At 64.5% G+C, this 17,194-nt stretch carries 12 protein-coding genes; 5 read left to right on the top strand and 7 right to left on the bottom strand.

What is annotated here, in order from left to right; all coding sequences use genetic code 11:
* Positions 1 to 30: 30 nt before the first annotated feature.
* The 5 genes from V6M89_RS09290 to V6M89_RS09270 all read right to left on the bottom strand — a co-directional run bounded on the left by V6M89_RS09290 (position 31) and on the right by V6M89_RS09270 (position 7,806).
* Positions 31 to 513 (bottom strand): hypothetical protein, encoded by a 483-nt coding sequence (locus V6M89_RS09290; RefSeq protein WP_332852925.1) that lies wholly within the window; start codon positions 511 to 513, stop codon positions 31 to 33.
* A 106-nt stretch (positions 514 to 619) separates the two neighbouring features.
* Entirely contained in the window at positions 620 to 2,053 is a 1,434-nt protein-coding gene (locus tag V6M89_RS09285; protein WP_332852924.1) for an IgA Peptidase M64, read from the bottom strand.
* 237 nt (positions 2,054 to 2,290) lie between these two features.
* A complete protein-coding gene (locus V6M89_RS09280) occupies positions 2,291 to 3,523 on the bottom strand; it encodes a cyanophycinase (RefSeq protein ID WP_332852923.1) in 1,233 nt (410 codons plus the stop codon).
* Positions 3,524 to 3,604: 81 nt separating this feature from the next.
* Positions 3,605 to 4,930 carry a cyanophycinase gene (locus V6M89_RS09275; RefSeq protein WP_332852922.1) on the bottom strand — a complete coding sequence of 442 codons (1,326 nt, stop codon included), beginning with the start codon at positions 4,928 to 4,930 and terminating at the stop codon, positions 3,605 to 3,607.
* Positions 4,931 to 5,037: 107 nt separating this feature from the next.
* Positions 5,038 to 7,806 (bottom strand): TonB-dependent receptor, encoded by a 2,769-nt coding sequence (locus V6M89_RS09270; protein WP_332852921.1) that lies wholly within the window; start codon positions 7,804 to 7,806, stop codon positions 5,038 to 5,040.
* A gap of 159 nt (positions 7,807 to 7,965) precedes the next feature.
* On the opposite strand from V6M89_RS09270, the gene V6M89_RS09265 reads away from it, so the two are divergent.
* Entirely contained in the window at positions 7,966 to 9,105 is a 1,140-nt protein-coding gene (locus tag V6M89_RS09265) for a succinylglutamate desuccinylase/aspartoacylase family protein (RefSeq protein ID WP_332852920.1), read from the top strand.
* 14 nt (positions 9,106 to 9,119) lie between these two features.
* Positions 9,120 to 10,514 carry a YfcC family protein gene (locus tag V6M89_RS09260; protein WP_332852919.1) on the top strand — a complete coding sequence of 465 codons (1,395 nt, stop codon included), beginning with the start codon at positions 9,120 to 9,122 and terminating at the stop codon, positions 10,512 to 10,514.
* Between the two features lie 79 nt (positions 10,515 to 10,593).
* Here the strand turns inward: V6M89_RS09260 and V6M89_RS09255 are convergent, their stop codons facing one another.
* The gene (locus V6M89_RS09255; protein WP_332852918.1) at positions 10,594 to 11,019 is read right to left on the bottom strand and encodes a GNAT family N-acetyltransferase; all 426 of its coding nucleotides are present in this window, start codon (positions 11,017 to 11,019) and stop codon (positions 10,594 to 10,596) included.
* A gap of 98 nt (positions 11,020 to 11,117) precedes the next feature.
* Here V6M89_RS09255 and argH point away from each other — a divergent pair, with 98 nt between their 5' ends.
* Positions 11,118 to 12,515 (top strand): argininosuccinate lyase, encoded by a 1,398-nt coding sequence (gene argH, locus V6M89_RS09250; RefSeq protein ID WP_332852917.1) that lies wholly within the window; start codon positions 11,118 to 11,120, stop codon positions 12,513 to 12,515.
* A 4-nt stretch (positions 12,516 to 12,519) separates the two neighbouring features.
* The gene (locus V6M89_RS09245) at positions 12,520 to 13,176 is read left to right on the top strand and encodes a DUF6445 family protein (protein ID WP_217940900.1); all 657 of its coding nucleotides are present in this window, start codon (positions 12,520 to 12,522) and stop codon (positions 13,174 to 13,176) included.
* A 14-nt stretch (positions 13,177 to 13,190) separates the two neighbouring features.
* Here the strand turns inward: V6M89_RS09245 and V6M89_RS09240 are convergent, their stop codons facing one another.
* Positions 13,191 to 13,847 (bottom strand): hypothetical protein, encoded by a 657-nt coding sequence (locus V6M89_RS09240; RefSeq protein ID WP_116991697.1) that lies wholly within the window; start codon positions 13,845 to 13,847, stop codon positions 13,191 to 13,193.
* Between the two features lie 764 nt (positions 13,848 to 14,611).
* Here V6M89_RS09240 and V6M89_RS09235 point away from each other — a divergent pair.
* A complete protein-coding gene (locus tag V6M89_RS09235) occupies positions 14,612 to 17,152 on the top strand; it encodes a M4 family metallopeptidase (RefSeq protein WP_332852916.1) in 2,541 nt (846 codons plus the stop codon).
* Positions 17,153 to 17,194: the final 42 nt, after the last annotated feature.

The raw sequence follows: 17,194 nt of genomic DNA, 5'->3' as shown, positions 1-17,194 counted from the left end.
CATGCCGGCGGTTTTTTTATGCGCTACTGATTAGTTCTTGGCGGCGGCAGCTTTGACGTCGGCAGCCGATTTGGCTTTGACGGCATCGGTCTTGTTGGCGGCGATGGCTTTGTCGGCGGTCGCGTCAACGGTTTCCTTGATCGCCTTGGCGTCGGCTTTCACGTCTTTTTTGACGGCTTTTTCTTCAGCCTTGGCGACCGCTTTGTCACCCTTGGCTTCTGCCTTGGCTTTGTCTTCAGGATCGGCCTTGGCTACTTTTTCGTTGGCTTTGGCTTTTTCCACGTCGACGTGGGCGGCGCCGGTGTCATGGGTCTTATGGGCTTTGGCGATAGCCTTGTCGGTTTTCTTGTCGGCTTTGACGTCGGCCTTCAATTCCTTCTGCTGCGCCTTGGCCACGTCCTTGTTGGCTTCATTTTCAGCCTTGACGACGGCCGGAGTCTGAACCGGAGTGGTTTGTGCGTAAGCGGCGGTTGCAAACAGGCCGGCGATCAGGGTAGCGATAATTTTGTTCATGGTGTTTCCTCTCAAAGTTTTATTTGGATGCGTTCTTGTTCTTGCCACGTATCCAGAATAGGCCGATGAGAGGAAGCACTCTGTACGGTACCGTACCTAACGCGAATTACCTGCCAGCCCCCGGGCGCGAGTACAAATCGATGATGGCGCCGATGGCGTCGGCGCAGACGGCGCAGAACTTCTCGCTGCGGTCGAACATAATGCACTGCATCTGCGGGCGGTAGTAGCCGCTGGCCTCATAGTTCGCGCCCTCGAACGCGCCCACCGTGTGGAACTGCGGGTCCTTCGAGAACAGCACATTGGTCGACTCCAGGTCCTTGCGGAACAAGGCGCTCATCTCCGACTCCGGCCGGTTGGCGGCCCGCAGCGCGGCGCGCTCCTTCTGGTAGGCGCGCGACGCGGTCTCATAAGTCTCCTTGGCCCACGGCGTCGGCAGCGGCGTGCCGTCCTTGACGAACTTCTTCCATTTCAGATTGGCCGGATCGCGCAGCGCGGTCGCATTCGGCTCCCATGGCTCCTGGCGCGTGCCGTTCGACTGGTAGGCCACCGGCGAGGTGTAGTACTCGTCGGCCAGGCCGGCGAAGTGGTGGCCGAATTCGTGCACGAACAGGTAGTCGGCCCAGTCGTTGTTGGCCGCGGCGGTGCTGAACTGGCCGAAGATGCCGCCGCCGCCGTAGGTCTCGTTGTTCACCAAAATCTCGATGAATTCATACGGCGCGTACTGCGCCAGCTCGCGCAGCGCGCGGTTGTCGGTGGTGAGCACATAACGCTCGCTGCCGAAGATGTCGTAGCGCGTGCCCAAGGGCGACGCGTGGTGCACGCCGGTCGAAGGACGCGACACGCCCGATTCCTCGGTCGGCAGCGCCAGCGCCCAGACGTTGAAGTCCTTAGCGCGTTCCTTGAACGGCGAGGTGGCGAACAGGTGGTCGGCCAGCTTGCGCGCGGTCGCTTCGAACTTGGGCATGTCGGCCTTGGTGTAGCCGTCGCCCAGGATCAGCAGGTCGACCTTGTCGGGCGACGGGCCGTTGACGCGGATGGCGATCGGCTTCGGCGCCGCCGCCATCGACGCGGGAGGCGTCTGCTTGCGCACCACGTCCATCGCATCGGTATCGACATCGGCGGTCCACACCACCGAGAAGGCGTTGCGGTCGTCGCGCTTCAGGATGCGCACGCGCACCGGGCGGTCCGGCTTGGGAAAGCGCACCGACTCCTGGAAGCCGCGATTGGCGTGCGACGCCTCGTCGGTGCTGCGCCATTCGGCGAAGATGGTGGAGAAGCCGCGCGAGTACAGCAGCTCGCCGCTCTTGGCGTCCACCACTTCGACCATGTTGTTGCCGCGATTGGTGTTGTCGATGGTGCTGCGCATATCGCCCGCCCACGGCAGCGGCTCGATCACCACGCGCTCCAACGCGTAGCTTTCGTTCAGCGCGTTGCCGCTGTGGAGATAATCGACACGGACGGTGGCGGGTTGCGCGGCCATCGCCGGCAGGGCGGCGACGGCCGCGAAAGCGGCCAACGCCAAGGATACGAAGCGGTTCATGGAACTCCTGTGGTTCAGTGTACGGTGACCGCCATTGTAATCCCGGCGGGACGAGGAGATGGGGGTGTCCGCCGCGCTCCATGCACTGAAACCTCCTGCTTTTTCCGCTGGATTTTACTTGTTTATCCTGTTTTTACAGTAGCTGCCAAAATCAGCCGAAAGCAGGAGATTCCAGTCGTAAAAGCAGGATGATCCAGAACAGGGAGCGCGCCGAGGCTCCCGCCCACCACACCCGGTCTAGTTTTTCTGCGTCAGCGACTGTCCGATGTCGAGCGGGCGGATGTCGAGCCGCATATTGAGGATGGAGTAGCTTTGCGGCGCCGCCGACGCGTAGCCCACGCTGTCGCGCGTCTTGGAGAAGGTGAACTGGAAGCCCAGCTCCGGCAGCGGCGTATTGCGGCCGCTGGTGGCGATGCCGATCGCCTCGCTGCGGCGGTTGTTCATCAGGTTCTCCATCAGCTCCACCACCGCGTTCTTGCCCAGGATGTCGGCCGAGAACACCGGCTCGCGCAGCACCGCCGCATGCGCCTTCAGCTTGCCGGACGCCTTGGCTTCCGACGGCGTGAAGGTGTGCGTGCCCAGGTCGTACTTGTCGCCCCGGTCCAGATAGCTGATGACGGCGTTGGAGACGTTGAAGCCGGCGTTGGCCGGATCGGTGGTGGCGCGCGTCAGGTCGATCAGCAGCGCGCCCTTGTGGCCGACGATCTCCACCCGCCGCCGGCTGTCCACCACCATCGCCGTGTTCTCGTCGATGCCCAAGCCGAACTTGTAGCCCTTCTTCAGCATCGCCGGGATCATGCGCGCGAAGCGGCCGCGCACCAGCAGGTGCTGGTCGACGAACACGTCGTCGCCGATGAAGCCCAGCCCCGGCGCGATCTCCCTGCCCTCGGTCACGCCGCCGCGCAGGGTGGCGAACACCGTGTTCGGCGCATAGAACATGGTGCTGCTCATGATGGCCGCGCCGGCGCTGCTGCCCGCCACCACGCCGCCGTTGCGGTACAGCTCCCACACCGCGTCCAGCACCGCGCTGCGGCTGCCGTCCTCGCGCACCAGCGCCTGCGTGATGCGGGCCTGGTCGCCGCCGACGAAGAACACGCCGCCGGCGCCGCGCACCGCCGCCGCCAGTTCGGGATCGTCGGCAGCCTTGCGGAAATCGCTGTCGGCCAGCTTGACGGCCAGCGGCACCAGGAAGGCGTCCGCGCCGTACTGCTTGAGGAAACCGACGATGGCCGCGCCCACCGGCGCCGGATCGGCGGCGGCCGACGGCAGCACCGCCACCCGCGCGCCCGGCCCGCCGGCCAGCTGCACGATGCGCTGCCAGACGTCGGCGTTGTCCTGCCGCAGATTGCCGCCGATGATGACCAGCGTCCCCTTGGGAGCGGCCGGCGCGGCGGTCGAAGCGGCCAGCGCGCCGCCCAACGGCACGGCAAACATCAGCGCCGCCTGCAAGCAATGCTTCAAGATTGACATCCGCATAAGCGCCCCCGCAATGAAAAATGGGATGGAGCCCGAGGCGCCATCCCATCCAATATACCCGATTTCGCGCGGCCGCTAGCGGTAGCGGTACAGCGGCTGCTGCAGTTGGATAGGCCGGATATCCATGCGCAGCTTGAGCACCGAATACGCCTCGACTTCGGTCGAGCTGTAGCCGACGCTGTTGATGGTTTTACTGAAGCGGAATTCGAAGCCCAGGTCCGGATAGGCGTCGCGCGGATTGCCGAAGGCGATGCCGATGGCCTCCTGCTGGGCGTTGTCGATCAGGTTGACCATCAGGTCCAGCACCGCGTTGTTGCCGAGGATGTCGTTGGTGAACACCGGCTCGCGCGTGTCCGGCTGGTTGGGATCGAGCTTGTTGTCGGCCTTGTCCGGCGACGGCGTGAACTCGCGCGACACCAGGTTGAACTTGTCACCCCGGTCCAGGTAACTGATGGTGGCGTTGCTGATGTTGAAGCCCTTGATGCCGCGATCGGTGATCGCCGCCGACAAGTCCAGCAGCAGCGCGCCGCTATAGCCGATGATCTCGACGTCGCGCTTGGCGTTGACCACCATGGCGCTGTTCTCGTCGATGCCCAGGCCGATCTGGTAGCCCTTCTTCAGCATCACCGGGATCATGCGGGCGAAGCGGCCACGCACCAGCAGATGCTGGTCGACGAACACGTCGTCGCCGATGAAGCCCAGGCCCGAAGCGATTTCATGGCCGTCGTTGACACCCTGCTTGAGCATGTCCAGGGTCGGCTTGGCGTCGTAGAACATGGTGGTGCTCATGATGGCCGCGCCGGCGCTGGAACCGGCCACCACGCCGCCGTCGCGGTACACGTCCCACACCGCGTCCAGCGCCGCCGTGTGCTTGCCGTCCGGGCGCACCAGCGCCTTGGTGATGCGGGCCTGGTCGCCGCCGGTGAAGTAGATGCCGGTGGCCGAATGGATGGCCGCCACCACTTCCGGATCTTCGGCCGCCTTGCGGTAATCGCTATTGGGCAGCGTGACGCCCAACGGAATAAAGAACGCCTGGGCGCCGTATTGATTCAGCTTGTTGACGGTGTTCTGGGCCGACTTCTCGGGATTGATCGAGGCCGAGCCGAACACGCCGATACGCGCGCCCTTGCCGCCGGCCAGGGTCACGATGCGTTGCCAGACTTCGGCGTTGTCGGCCCGCAGGCCGCCGCCGATGATGACCAGGTTGCCCGCCGGCGGCGCCAGCACCGGTTTGGGCGGCGGCACCGCCTTGGCCGGCTTGCTGGACTTGACCGTCACCTTGGCGACCGGCGCCGATCCGGTCCCCTGCGCGGCCACCTGCGCCGCACACACGCCCGTGCCGGCGACTACCAGCAGCCAAAGCATGACGAGACGCCGCAGCGTAAAACCTGTTAATTTCATGTTGCCCTTCCGATGAAAACCGGCGCCACGCTCACGCGCGGCGCCGTCGATAATGCAGATGATACCAATCAATTACTAAATCCGGCTTAAAGCATCATTACGTTACATTACTTGAAAGCGTAATTGGCGCTGGCATAGAAGCGCCGGCCGCGCGGATCGGTGTAGGTCGGATCATAGCCCGAGATGAAGAAGAAGGCTTGATTCGAGTACGGCGGCGCGGTGTTGAACAGGTTCTGCACCCCGGCGCGCAGCTTGAACGCCTTGTTCACCTGCCAGGCGCCCGACATATCCCACAGCGAGTAGGCCTTCACGCGGTTGGCCGCCACCACCGAGCCGTCGTCGGTGTTGATCGCCGAGTTCTGGTCCTCATAGCCGCTCGAATACGTGTTCGACAGGCTGGCCGAGTACGGGCCGCGGTCCCAGTCGAAGGTGACCGTGTGGCGCCAGCGCGGCACCACGCCATCGGTGACGAAGCGTCCCAGGTTGCTCAGGTAGGGATCGCCCACCGAATTCTGGATCTTCGAGTTGAGCACATAAGTGCCCGACAGGTGGCCGCCGAAGTTGCCGGCCCAGGTCTTCACGCCACGGTAGTCCAAGGTCAGGTCCAGGCCCGTGGCCAGCTGCGCACCGCGATTTTCCTTGCGCAGCTCGATGTAGTCGATGGCGTCGTCCTCGTCGCGGTGCACCAGGTTGCCGTACTTGGCCAGGTTGCCCAGGATGACGTCGTCGCCGATCTCGCTGATCAGGTCCGTGCGCTTGATGTTCCAGTAGTCCAGCGTCATCGTCACCTGCTTGGACGGCTCGATCACCATGCCCACCGAGTACTGGCGGCTGTGCTCAGGCTTCAGGTTCGCGTTCGAATAGCGACGGGTGTTCCAGTTGTCGGCGCAGTCGGCGAAGTTGTTGTCCGCCGCCGCGCAGGCGACCGGATCGGGCAAGGTCGCGGTGGAGCTGTAGATGGTCGGGCGGTACAGGTCCGACATCGACGGCGCGCGGAAGCCGCGCCCGGCCGAGGCGCGGAACAGCATGGTCTTGGCCGGCATATAGGTCACGCCCACTTTCGGGCTGGCGGCGCCGCCGACCACCTGGTAGTGATCGTAGCGCGCCGACAGCTGCGCCTCCCACTGCTTGGTGAACGGCAGCAGCAGCTCGCCGTACATCGCCTGCACCGTGCGTTTGTCGCTGGTGGCGCGGCCGCCTTCGGGCGCGGCGTCGTTGTTGATGTTATCGCTCAGCAGCAGCGCCGACGGCGTGAAGTCGGTGCGCTCGTGGCGCACCTCGCCGCCGATCGCCAGCGCCGCCTCGCCGCCGGCCAGCTTGCCGACCGCGTGCGAGACCTTGAAGTCGATCGAATCCATCACGCCGCGCGCATGGCGCACGTCGTCGTTGACCTGGATCGAATCGAGCAGCGCCACGCCGGCAGCGCTGGACGGACCGAAGGGATTGATCACGCCGTCGTAGATGCCCTTGACCAGCTTGTCGTACAGCAGATAGCCGTGGGTATCCTTGTCCTTGATGGTGTTGACGCTGTGGTTCAAGCCGATGTCGTAATCGAAGCCGTTGGCGCTGCCGGTCAGGCCGACCACGAAGCGCTGGCTTTCGCTGGTCAATTCGCTGGTGCGGCGGCCGGCGTCGTTGAGGCGGATGCGCAGCTCGACATCGCCGACCACGTCGTCGTCCGCGCTGGCCTCGTCCGACTCCAGGTCGTACTTGGCCAGGCCAGGTATCTTCTTGTAGTTGATCGGCGCCCGCACGCGCGCCGTCGAGGCCACGTAATTGGTCTTCGAGCGGCTCAAGGCGATCTCGGCGAACAGCTGGTTGTCGGCGTTCAGCTGCAGCACGCCGCGGCTGAGGAAATTGACCTTGTCCGACTTCGGATACAACTCGGTGTCGCCCATGTAGTTGTAGGTGCAGGCGTCGACCCCGCCGATGCCGGCCGGCAGGTACAGATTGGCCGCTGGCGCGCAGCCCGGCACCGACAGGTTGATGGTGCGGTTGGTCAGCGGCTTGCCGTTGAGGGTGAAGCCGTTGTCGTTCAGGTAGTCGCGCTGGGCGCCGGTCAGGCGGATGTTGGCCGGCGAGGTATAGCCGGACAGCAGGTGCGGCAGGCGCTCGGGGATCTGCAGGTTGCCGATGAACTTGCGCTGCGAGGTGCTCAGGGCGTCGGTGCGCTGCACGTCCACCACCGCGAACACATTGTAGCCATCCTTGTTCAAGTCGCCGGTGCCGGCGGTCAGCGTGGCGGTGCGCTTGCCGGCGCCGCCCTCCTTGGTCTTGCTGCCGTAGGCGTTCAGCTCCACGCCCTGGAAATCCTTGCGGGTGATGAAGTTGATCACGCCGCCGATGGCGTCGGTGCCGTACAGCGCCGAGGCGCCGTCCAGCAGCACTTCGACGCGCTGGATGGCGGCGGCCGGGATGTTGTTCAAGTCGACGCCGGTGTCGTCGCCGGGCGAGGCGAAGTTGGCCATGCGGCGGCCGTTGAGCAGCACCAGCGTGGACGAGGTGCCGATGCCGCGCAGGTTGGCGCTGTTGAAGCCGCGCTGGTCGTGGCCATCGGTGATGCTGGCGCCGTCGGTCAGGCCGCCGACGTTGGCCGACACGCGCGCCATCAGCTCCGAGGCGGTGGTGACGCCGGCCTTCTCGATCTCCTCGCGGGTGATCACCTGCACCGGCAGCGCGGTTTCCGATTCGATGCGGCGGATCGCCGAACCGGTGATCTCCACCTTCGGCAGCAGCGCCGGATTGGCAGCCGAATCTTGTACCTGCGCTTGCGCCAGCGCCGGCTGGCCGAGCAGGCCGACCACGGCGCCCGCGCTCAAGGCCAGGCGCACCGACCGCGCCATCATCTTCACCCGCATGCTTTGCACATCACCCATGATTTTCTCTCTGATTGTTATATAAATGATTCTATTAAACAAACTGTACGCACATCGCCGGGAAAACTCAAGAAACCGGGCCGCCTTTCGCCGTGCGGTGATTTACTTTGTGAAAATAGTGCTACATACTCAATCTTTGTCGAAAAAGTCCTTCCTGCCATGCAAGTACACAAACATCCGCTGTCCGGTCCGCACAGCAACGCCAGCTTTGAACTGACCAGTCTCCACTTCGGCCGCCCCGGCGCCGGCAAGAAGGTCTACATCCAGGCCTCGCTGCACGCCGACGAAGTGCCCGGCATGCTGGTGGCGCAATACCTGCGCAAGGAACTGAGCGCGCTGGAAGCGGCCGGCCGCATCAGCGGCGAAGTGATACTGGTGCCGGCCGCCAATCCGATCGGCCTGGCGCAGGCCATCCACGGCGCCGCCTTCGGCCGCTTCGACCTCACCACCGGCATCAACTTCAACCGCTCGTACAAGCACGTGGCGGACGACCTGAAAAAATCGCTGGACGGCCTGCTGGGGCAGGACGCCGACGCCAACGTGCGCCTGATCCGCGAGCACGCGCGCGCCTCGATCGCCGCGTGGCAGCCGGCCACCGACGCCGACACGCTGAAGAAAACCCTGATGACCCTGGCCATCGACGCCGACATCGTGCTCGATCTGCACTGCGACAACGAGGCCGCGCTGCACATCTACGCCGGCACGCCGCTGGCCGAGGGCGTCGCGCCGCTGGCCGCCATCCTGGGCGCGCACGCGCTGCTGCTGGCCTACCAGGCCGGCGGCGAACCGTTCGACGAAGCCTGCAGCCGCCTGTGGTGGGACCTGGACAAACACTTCGAAGGCCGCTACCCGATCCCGGCCGCCTGCCTGTCGACCACCGTCGAACTGCGCGGCGAAATGGAAGTGAGCTACGCGCTGGCAGAGAAAGACGCCGCCGGCCTGATTCAGTTCCTGACGCTGAACGGCGTGCTGCAGGCGCCGGACGCCGCGGCCGCAGCGGCAGCCGCCGTGCTGCCCGCGCCGCTGTGCGCCGCCACGCCGCTGGAAGGCGTCGAGCCGCTGTACGCGCCGCATGCCGGCATCCTGGTCTACACCCGCGACCTCGGCGCGCGCGTGGCGCCGGGCGACGCCGTGGCCGACCTGATCGACCCGGTCAGCGGCGAGACCACGGTGATACGCGCCGGCGTGGCCGGCGTGTTCTTCGCCCGCAGCGCGCACCGCCACGTGATCCGTGGCATGAACGTCGGCAAAGTCGCCGGCGCCCAGGCTTACCGTGCCGGCGATTTGCTGAGCCAATAACGCTGTATAAAAAAATGACCACTAAAAAATTCAAGCTGCCGCACACCTTCGTCCTGCTGTTCATCATCCTGGCCCTGATCGCGGCGGCCACCTGGCTGGTCCCCGGCGGCAAGTACGACACCCACCTGGTCAACGGCAAGCAGCTGATCGATCCGTCCAGCTTCCACTACATCGCCAGCGCGCCGCAGGGCGTGACGGCGCTGATGAAGGCGCCGATCAAGGGCTTCGTCGACGCCGCGCTGATCATCGGCTTCGTGCTGATCGTCGGCGGCGCCTTCTCGGTGCTGCAGAAGACCGAGGCGGTCGATTCGATGATCAAGTCGCTGGCGCGCGCGCACGACAGCTCGGTGTTCATCCAGAAGGCGCTGATCCCGGTGTTCGTCACCATGTTCTCGATCGGCGGCGCCACCTTCGGCATGAATGAAGAAGCCATACCGTTTATATTGATTTTCGTGCCGCTGGCGCTGGCCCTGGGCTACGACACCATCACCGGCGTATCGATCCCCTTCCTCGGTTCGCAGGTCGGCTTTTCGGCGGCGTTCCTGAATCCCTTCAACGTCGGCATCGCCCAGGGCATCGCCGGCGTGCCGGTGTTTTCCGGCTGGGCCTATCGTTTGATCGTGTGGTTCATCGCCACCGCCATCACCATCGTGTTCCTGATGTGGTACGCGGCGCGCGTGAAGAAGACCCCGGAACTGAGCCCGACCTACGCGCTGGACCTGGACAAGCGCCGCGAACAGCCGCACGGCCTGGGCGAGTTCCACGGCATGACCGGGCGCCACAAGCTGGTGCTGGCGATCTTCGTCGGCTCGCTGGCGATCATGGTGGGCGGCGTGGTCGGCTACGACTGGTACATCGACGAAATCGCCGCGCTGTTCCTGACCATGGGCATCGTCATTGGTTTGGTGGGCAAGCTCGACTCGACCCAGATCGTTGAAGGCTTCATCCAGGGCGCGCGCGACCTGGTGGGCACTGCGCTGGTGATCGCGCTGGCGCGCGGCACCATGATCCTGGCGCGCGACGCCCACATCATCGACACCATGCTGCACTCGCTGATGCCGCTGGTGCAGTCGTCCAGCCCGATCTTCGCGGCGTGGAAGATGTTCGGCATCCAGACCGTGATCAACTTCTTCATCCACTCCGGCAGCGGCCAGGCCGCGCTGACCATGCCGATCATGGCGCCGCTGGCCGACCTGGTGGGCGTGACGCGGCAGACCGCGATCCTGGCGTTCCAGTTCGGCGAGTTCACCACGCCGATGATCCCGACCTCCGGCATCACCGTCGGCGTGCTGGCCTTGGCGCGCATCCCATGGATCACCTGGGCCAAGTGGATGGTGCCGCTGCAGCTGATCTACGCCGTGCTGGCGCTGGCCCTGCTGGTGCCGCCGTGCCTGATGAACTGGCAATAACCTCGTCGCTCCCGCGAAAGCGGGAGTCCATGCTGAGCCCGCGTTCCATGGACTCCCGCCTGCGCGGGAGTGACGGTGGTCAGTTGCTGTAGATGTTAGGGAAGTAGCGCTCCATCAGCGTGGTCGGCCGGGCCGGCGGCGTGAAGCCGAATTTCTCGTACAGGCCGTGCGCGTCGCCGGTCGCCAGCGTGAAGCGGCGCAGGCCCTGCAGGTCCGGGTGGCCCAGCACCGCCTCCATCAGCTGCGTGCTGTAGCCCCGCCCCCGATACTCCGGCAGCACGAACACGTCGACCAGGTTGGCGAAGGTGGCGCAGTCGGTCACCACCCGCGCGAAACCGATCTGCCGCCCGTCCAGGTAGGCGCCGAAGCACAGCGAATTGTCGATCGCCCGCTCCAGCACCGCCAGCGGCATGCCGATCGCCCATGTCGACTGCTCGCTGATAAATTGATAAATCAGCGGCACGTCCAGATCCGCTTTATTAGTGCTGATGTGCAGAGTCGTCATGATTTCGATAGCCAAAATAGTAATGTTGACATATTTTTGAGCAGCTTGCGGTTTATAATCGTTGTCGACATCAATCACACGCACAAGCCTTCCCCACTATGACAGCACAACTTTCCAAAAAAAGCGAAGCCTGGTCGGCCCGTTTTAACGAACCCGTCTCGGACCTGGTCAAACGCTACACCGCTTCCGTCTTCTTCGACAAGCGCCTGGCCAAGGCCGACATCCAGGGCTCGCTGGCCCACGCCGAAATGCTGGCCGCGCAAGGCATCATCAGCGCCGCCGACCGCGCCGAGATCGAGCGCGGCATGGCGCAGATCTCCTCCGAGATCGAAGCCGGCCAGTTCGAATGGCTGCTGGACCTGGAAGACGTCCACCTGAATATCGAAAAACGCCTGACCGAACTGGTAGGCGACGCCGGCAAGCGCCTGCACACCGGCCGTTCCCGCAACGACCAGGTGGCCACCGACATCCGCCTCTACGTGCGCTCCGCCATCGACGACGTGGTCGAACTGCTGGCAGCCCTGCGCGGCGCCCTGACCGACCTGGCCGAGAAAAACGCCGACACCATCATGCCCGGCTTCACCCACATGCAAGTGGCGCAGCCGATCACCTTCGGCCACCACATGCTGGCCTATGTCGAAATGTTCGGCCGCGACGCCGAGCGCATGGCCGACTGCCGCAAGCGCGTCAACCGCCTGCCGCTGGGCGCCGCCGCGCTGGCCGGCACCACCTTCCCGATCGACCGCCTGCGCGTGGCCAAGACGCTGGGCTTCGACGACGTTTGCCACAACTCGCTGGACGCCGTCTCCGACCGCGACTTCGCCATCGAATTCACCGCCGCCGCCTCGCTGATCATGACCCACGTGTCGCGCATGTCGGAAGAACTGGTGATCTGGATGAGCCCACGCGTGGGCTTCATCGACATCGCCGACCGCTTCTGCACCGGCTCGTCGATCATGCCGCAAAAGAAAAACCCGGACGTGCCGGAGCTGGCGCGCGGCAAAACCGGCCGCGTGTACGGCCACCTGATGGGCCTCCTGACCCTGATGAAAGGCCAGCCGCTGGCCTACAACAAGGACAACCAGGAAGACAAGGAACCGCTGTTCGACACCGTCGACACCGTGGTCGACACGCTGCGCATCTTCGCCGACATGGCCGGCGGCATCAGCGTCAAGCCGGATGCCATGCGCGCCGCCGCGCTGCAAGGCTACGCCACCGCCACCGACCTGGCCGACTACCTGGTCAAGAAAGGCCTGCCGTTCCGCGACGCCCACGAAGCCGTGGCCCACGCCGTGCGCGCCTGCGACGACCTGAAGATCGACCTGTCGGAAATGTCGCTCGACCAGCTGCGCGCCTACTCGGCGCTGATCGACGACGACGTGTTCGCCGTGCTGACGCTGGAAGGTTCGGTCGCCGCGCGCGACCACGTCGGCGGCACCGCACCGAACCAGGTGCGCAAGGCCATCGCCCGCGTGCGCGAGCAACTGGCCAAATAAGGCAATGGCGCGCCCGACGCTCACCTATCGCAAACCGCAACTGGGGCGCGACTACTGGGTCATGGACAACATCCTGCCGAACGCGCAGGAGGTTGCCCAACGCTGCTTCGCCCGCGAGGACTGGGAACTGGGCGCGCCGCATCGCCCAGAGCCGTGGCCCGGCATGCGCAGCAAGGGCGCGCTGCTGCCGGACGAACTGGCGCAGGTGGAAGCCTGGGTCAAAAAAGTCACCGGCGCCAAGAAGCTGTGGCAGGAAGCCACGCCGCAAGGCAGCACCCTCAATCACAACTATGTTCAGCTGGTGGGCGGGATCGAATCCGGTCCGCGTCCGCACACCGATTCGTTAAAACTGTGCCGCTACGCCGCGGTGATCTACCTGTCGCCCGATCCGCTGCCGGCGGCCGGCACCTCGTTCTACCGCCTGCGCTACCCGGACGGCACGCTAGGCGGCAATTACTGCAGCCCGCCGCACGCCAACCTGCGCGAGGCGCTGGGCGTGACCAGCCTGCCGCCGCAGGCTTGGCAGGAGGACCAGCGCGTCGACAACCAGTTCAACCGCATCCTGCTGTACCGCGCCAACCTGGTGCACTCGGCCAGCAGCTACTTCGGCTGCGACCACGACGACAAACGCATGACCGCCGTATTCTTCTGGATGGCCTGACTAAGGCCGGCCGCCTACTGGGTGACGATCTTCGATAGCACGGTGAACGCGGCGCCGGTCTGGTTCTGCTCCAGCAGGATGGTCAGCTCGGTGTAGGTGCAGATCATGTTGACCAGGTTGATCTTGTCCCACGCCAGCTGCTTGAGGATGGCGTGATAGATGCCCGGCGTGCGGCTGGTGTCCGGATTCAGGTGCAGCGTCACCGCGTTCAGGTTGTCCTGCCGCGCCAGCAGCCGCTCGCCGGCGAACACCTCCTCCACCATCGCCGTCAGCACGCGGCTGCAAATGACCATCACCTCGTTGACCCCGCGCGTGACCGTGACGAAGGCGCCGCGCATCGGCTCCGCCTTCGACAGCAGCTGGCGATGGCATTCGTTGATGCTGTCCGAATACCGGTAGGTGTACTCGGTCAGCTCGGTGCGGGTGGTCAGCTCGCCGGTCTTCTGCGCCAGCGCGAGCGGCTGGTTGCTCGCCTCCGGCAGGCGCTCGGCCACGCGCCGCAGCGCCATCACCACCGCCGCCTGGCCGACCGGCTTCCACATATCGCTTTCCAATTGCGGCTGCAACTGGCGCGCCAGCTCCGACAGATTAATCAAATTGCGCCGCAAGCCCTCCGTGAGGAAGGATGACTCCATGACGATGCGTTCTACTTTGGTAGCAATCGACAGCATACAAACTCCCCTGTCCGCGCGCCGGCGGACAAACACTATACTGAACTGCAGGCGCTGCGCCGAGCGGCGCGCCTTGGTAGGCGTCCGCGCAGCGACGCACTCACGCTGCCGGCGCCCCGGATGGAGGCGCAGCGGCTAACGAAATGCGGCAAGCGGTGATGATTGGAGGTCGATGCTAGGCCGTCGGCGGCGCCGTCGTGTGGGCGGCGCGCAGAGCGCGGGCGGAACTGACATTATGCGTTGGGTGTGCGGTCATTATTTTCTTCCTGTGGTTCCCGTTGCGCTTGTTACCAAGGGTCGTGCCCTGCGCTTTTTATATGCCAGTCACGAACCATAATCCGAGCTGGCATCAACTAGTTTAATTCGCAATATTAGAACTCTGCAACCACGATTTGCTGAAAATTTGTGCATAGTGTTGCGTAGCCACCGAAAATAGAGGGTCGCGCCTAGTTCGTTGTTGATATAAGACAAACCAAGCCTATCGTGCGCATTCATGCGGCCTACATCTGGTATGGAGGGCGCCGCAAGCCCTGTTTTTCGCCCCCTCCAGGTGTCTAATTTCGGACATTTTTTTCTTCCGTGACTATTTTTCCAAGTTTTTTGACTTCGTGATCTCGACAGGAATAGTGTCGCCCCTACTCGCCGTTTTAGCCGCAAAAAATACGCTGCCAGGCCAACCGCCGACGCAGCGTCGGGAACGCCGAGTTGGCCACTATCCCGGCCAAGGCCGCACCTAGCGAAAACATAAACCCCATGGAGAAGAGATGAATTTACGTAAGACCCTACTTGCTGCATCCATCGTCGCCGCATTGCCGATGATGGCTTCCAACGCAGCGCAAGCGGCGGCACAGCTGATGTCCGCACCGGTGGCCCTGGCCTCTCCACAAGAGAGCGCAGGACTGGTGTCCAAGCTCGCAGCGCTGGACAACCAGCGCGGCCTGTCCGCCGACCATAGCTTCCGCATCGCCAGCCAGCACCCCGGCGTCGTCGGCGAGAAGATCACCCGCGCCAACCACACCTTCAAAGGCCTGCGCGTGTTCGGCTCGGAGTCGGTGGTGGTCACCAACGACGCCGGCGACATCGTCAGCGAATCGGTGTCCGACCGTCGCGCCAAGCTGGGCGCCCCCGCCACATCGACCGACGGCCGTTCGGCCACCGTCGCCCAGGCCGACTGGACGCCGACGCTGAGCGCCAGCGACGCCATCGCTCAAGTGGTCAAGGCCGTCGCGCCGAGCGGCACCCACCGCTGGGAGCCGAAAGCCGAACTGCTGATCTATCCGGTGATGAAATCGGTGCGCGTGGCCTCGGCCCTGAACAAGTCCGAAGCGGCGCTCAACGCCACCGACCTGGAAGATGTGGTCGACCACTACGAGCTGGCCTACTTCGTCCAGACCCGCATGGCCGACAAGGGCAAGCTGGTGTACTTCGACACCATGGTCAACGCCAAGACCGGCGCCGTGATCGCCCGCTGGAAAGCGCTGCAGACCGTGGTCGGCACCGGCAACAGCCAGTACAACGGCACCGTGCCTATCCAGACCTCGCTGTCGGGCAGCACCTACAAAATGCTGGACTCCACGCGCGGCACCGGCGGCACCTACGGCGGCATGGCGATCACCAACGCCAACCACAGCTCGGCCGACAATCCGAACGCCGGCAGCATCTACACCAACACCAGCAACACCTGGGGCGACGGCCAGCAGTACATCAACGGCGGCAGCACCACCAACGCCAACGGCCAGACCGCCGCGGTCAACTCGCTGTGGGGCCTGATGAACACCTACGACGCGCTGAAAAACGTGCTGGGCTGGCAGTCGCTGGACGGTAACAACACCGCCACCTACATCGCCGCCCACGTCGACACCCAGTACGACAACGCCTTCTTCGAACCTGGCTGCAAGTGCATGTACATCGGCGACGGCTCCAGCTTCTACAGCCTCGGTTCGATCGACGTGATCGGCCACGAGATGTCGCACGGCGTCACCGACGCCACCTCCAACCTGACCTACTCCGGCGAATCGGGCGGCTTGAACGAATCGAACTCGGACATCGGCGGCGAGATGGTGGAAGCCTATGCGCGCGCAGGCGGCACCGGCAGCGTGATCCCGGCATCCGGCAACGATTGGATGATGGGCAAGGAGATCAGCAAATCCGGCCAGCCGCTGCGCTGGATGTACAAGCCAAGCAAGGACGGCGGCAGCCCGGACGCCTGGAGCAGCACGATCAAGAACCTCGACGTGCACTATTCCAGCGGCCCTAACAACCGCATGTTCTACTTCCTGTCGCAGGGTTCGAACGCCAGCTCGTCGAGCGACTACTACTCGAAATACCTGGTCAAGAGCCCGGCCGCGATGACCGGCATCGGCAACGACAAGGCGTTCCGCATCTGGTTCAAGGCGCTGACCACCAAGTTCACCTCCTCGACCAACTACGCCGACGCCCGCACCAAGGTACTGGCCTCGGCGACGGAACTGTATGGCGCAGGCTCGAAAGAAGTCATCGCCGTGACGCGCGCTTACGCGGCGATCAACGTCGGCGCCGACATCGACGAAACCGGCGCCACCGGCGGCGTGTCGATCACGACCCAGCCATCCAACGTCAGCGTGACCGCAGGCTCCACCGCCTCGTTCAGCGTCGGCGCGACCGGCGGCACTTCGCCGTACACCTACAAGTGGTACCGCAACGGCGCCGTCATCAGCGGCGCCACCTCGGCCACCTACTCGTTGACGGCGCAGACGGCCGACAACGGCGCGGTGTTCAACGCCGTGGTCAGCGACTCGTCGTCGCCGGTCAAGACCGCCACCTCGGGCAACGCTACGCTGACCGTCGGCACCACCGGCGGCACCACCGAGCGCGTGACCAACGGCGGCTTCGAGTCCGGCGTGACCGGCTGGGCCGGCACCACCGGCGTGATCGGCAACTACAGCGGCCAGACCGCCTACGAAGGCACCAAGTTCGCCTGGCTGGGTGGTAACGGCAGCACCGCGTCGGAAACCATCACCCAGGCGGTGACGATTCCTTCGACCGTGACCTCGGCCACGCTGACCTTCGCGCTGCACATCGACACCGCGGAAACCGGCAGCACCGTCTACGACAAGCTGGTGGTGACCGTGAAGAACAGCGCCGGTTCGGTGCTGGGCACCCTGGCCACGTATTCGAACGCGAATGCGGCCAGCGGCTACCAGGTCCGCACCTTCAACATGAGCGCGTACAAAGGCCAGACCGTCACGCTGTCGTTCGCCATGACTGAAGACTCGTCGCTGCAAACGTCGTTCGTGGTGGACAAGGTCAGCCTGATCACCCAGTAAGTGTGATACCCAGCCCCGCCTGACCCGACGGGGCTGTATTTT

The organism is Duganella sp. S19_KUP01_CR8 (genome assembly GCF_036688705.1).
Lineage (GTDB): Bacteria > Pseudomonadota > Gammaproteobacteria > Burkholderiales > Burkholderiaceae_D > Rugamonas.
This window is presented reverse-complemented; position numbering and strand designations above follow the sequence as displayed.

Coding starts and splice junctions, on each gene's coding strand:
- V6M89_RS09245 (WP_217940900.1), top strand. CDS start 12,520: ATGGCGCGCCCGACGCTCACCTATCGCAAACCGCAACTGGGGCGCGAC.
- V6M89_RS09280 (WP_332852923.1), bottom strand. CDS start 3,523: ATGTCAATCTTGAAGCATTGCTTGCAGGCGGCGCTGATGTTTGCCGTG.
- V6M89_RS09255 (WP_332852918.1), bottom strand. CDS start 11,019: ATGACGACTCTGCACATCAGCACTAATAAAGCGGATCTGGACGTGCCG.
- V6M89_RS09260 (WP_332852919.1), top strand. CDS start 9,120: ATGACCACTAAAAAATTCAAGCTGCCGCACACCTTCGTCCTGCTGTTC.
- V6M89_RS09265 (WP_332852920.1), top strand. CDS start 7,966: ATGCAAGTACACAAACATCCGCTGTCCGGTCCGCACAGCAACGCCAGC.
- V6M89_RS09285 (WP_332852924.1), bottom strand. CDS start 2,053: ATGAACCGCTTCGTATCCTTGGCGTTGGCCGCTTTCGCGGCCGTCGCC.
- argH (WP_332852917.1), top strand. CDS start 11,118: ATGACAGCACAACTTTCCAAAAAAAGCGAAGCCTGGTCGGCCCGTTTT.
- V6M89_RS09275 (WP_332852922.1), bottom strand. CDS start 4,930: ATGAAATTAACAGGTTTTACGCTGCGGCGTCTCGTCATGCTTTGGCTG.
- V6M89_RS09290 (WP_332852925.1), bottom strand. CDS start 513: ATGAACAAAATTATCGCTACCCTGATCGCCGGCCTGTTTGCAACCGCC.
- V6M89_RS09270 (WP_332852921.1), bottom strand. CDS start 7,806: ATGGGTGATGTGCAAAGCATGCGGGTGAAGATGATGGCGCGGTCGGTG.
- V6M89_RS09240 (WP_116991697.1), bottom strand. CDS start 13,847: ATGCTGTCGATTGCTACCAAAGTAGAACGCATCGTCATGGAGTCATCC.
- V6M89_RS09235 (WP_332852916.1), top strand. CDS start 14,612: ATGAATTTACGTAAGACCCTACTTGCTGCATCCATCGTCGCCGCATTG.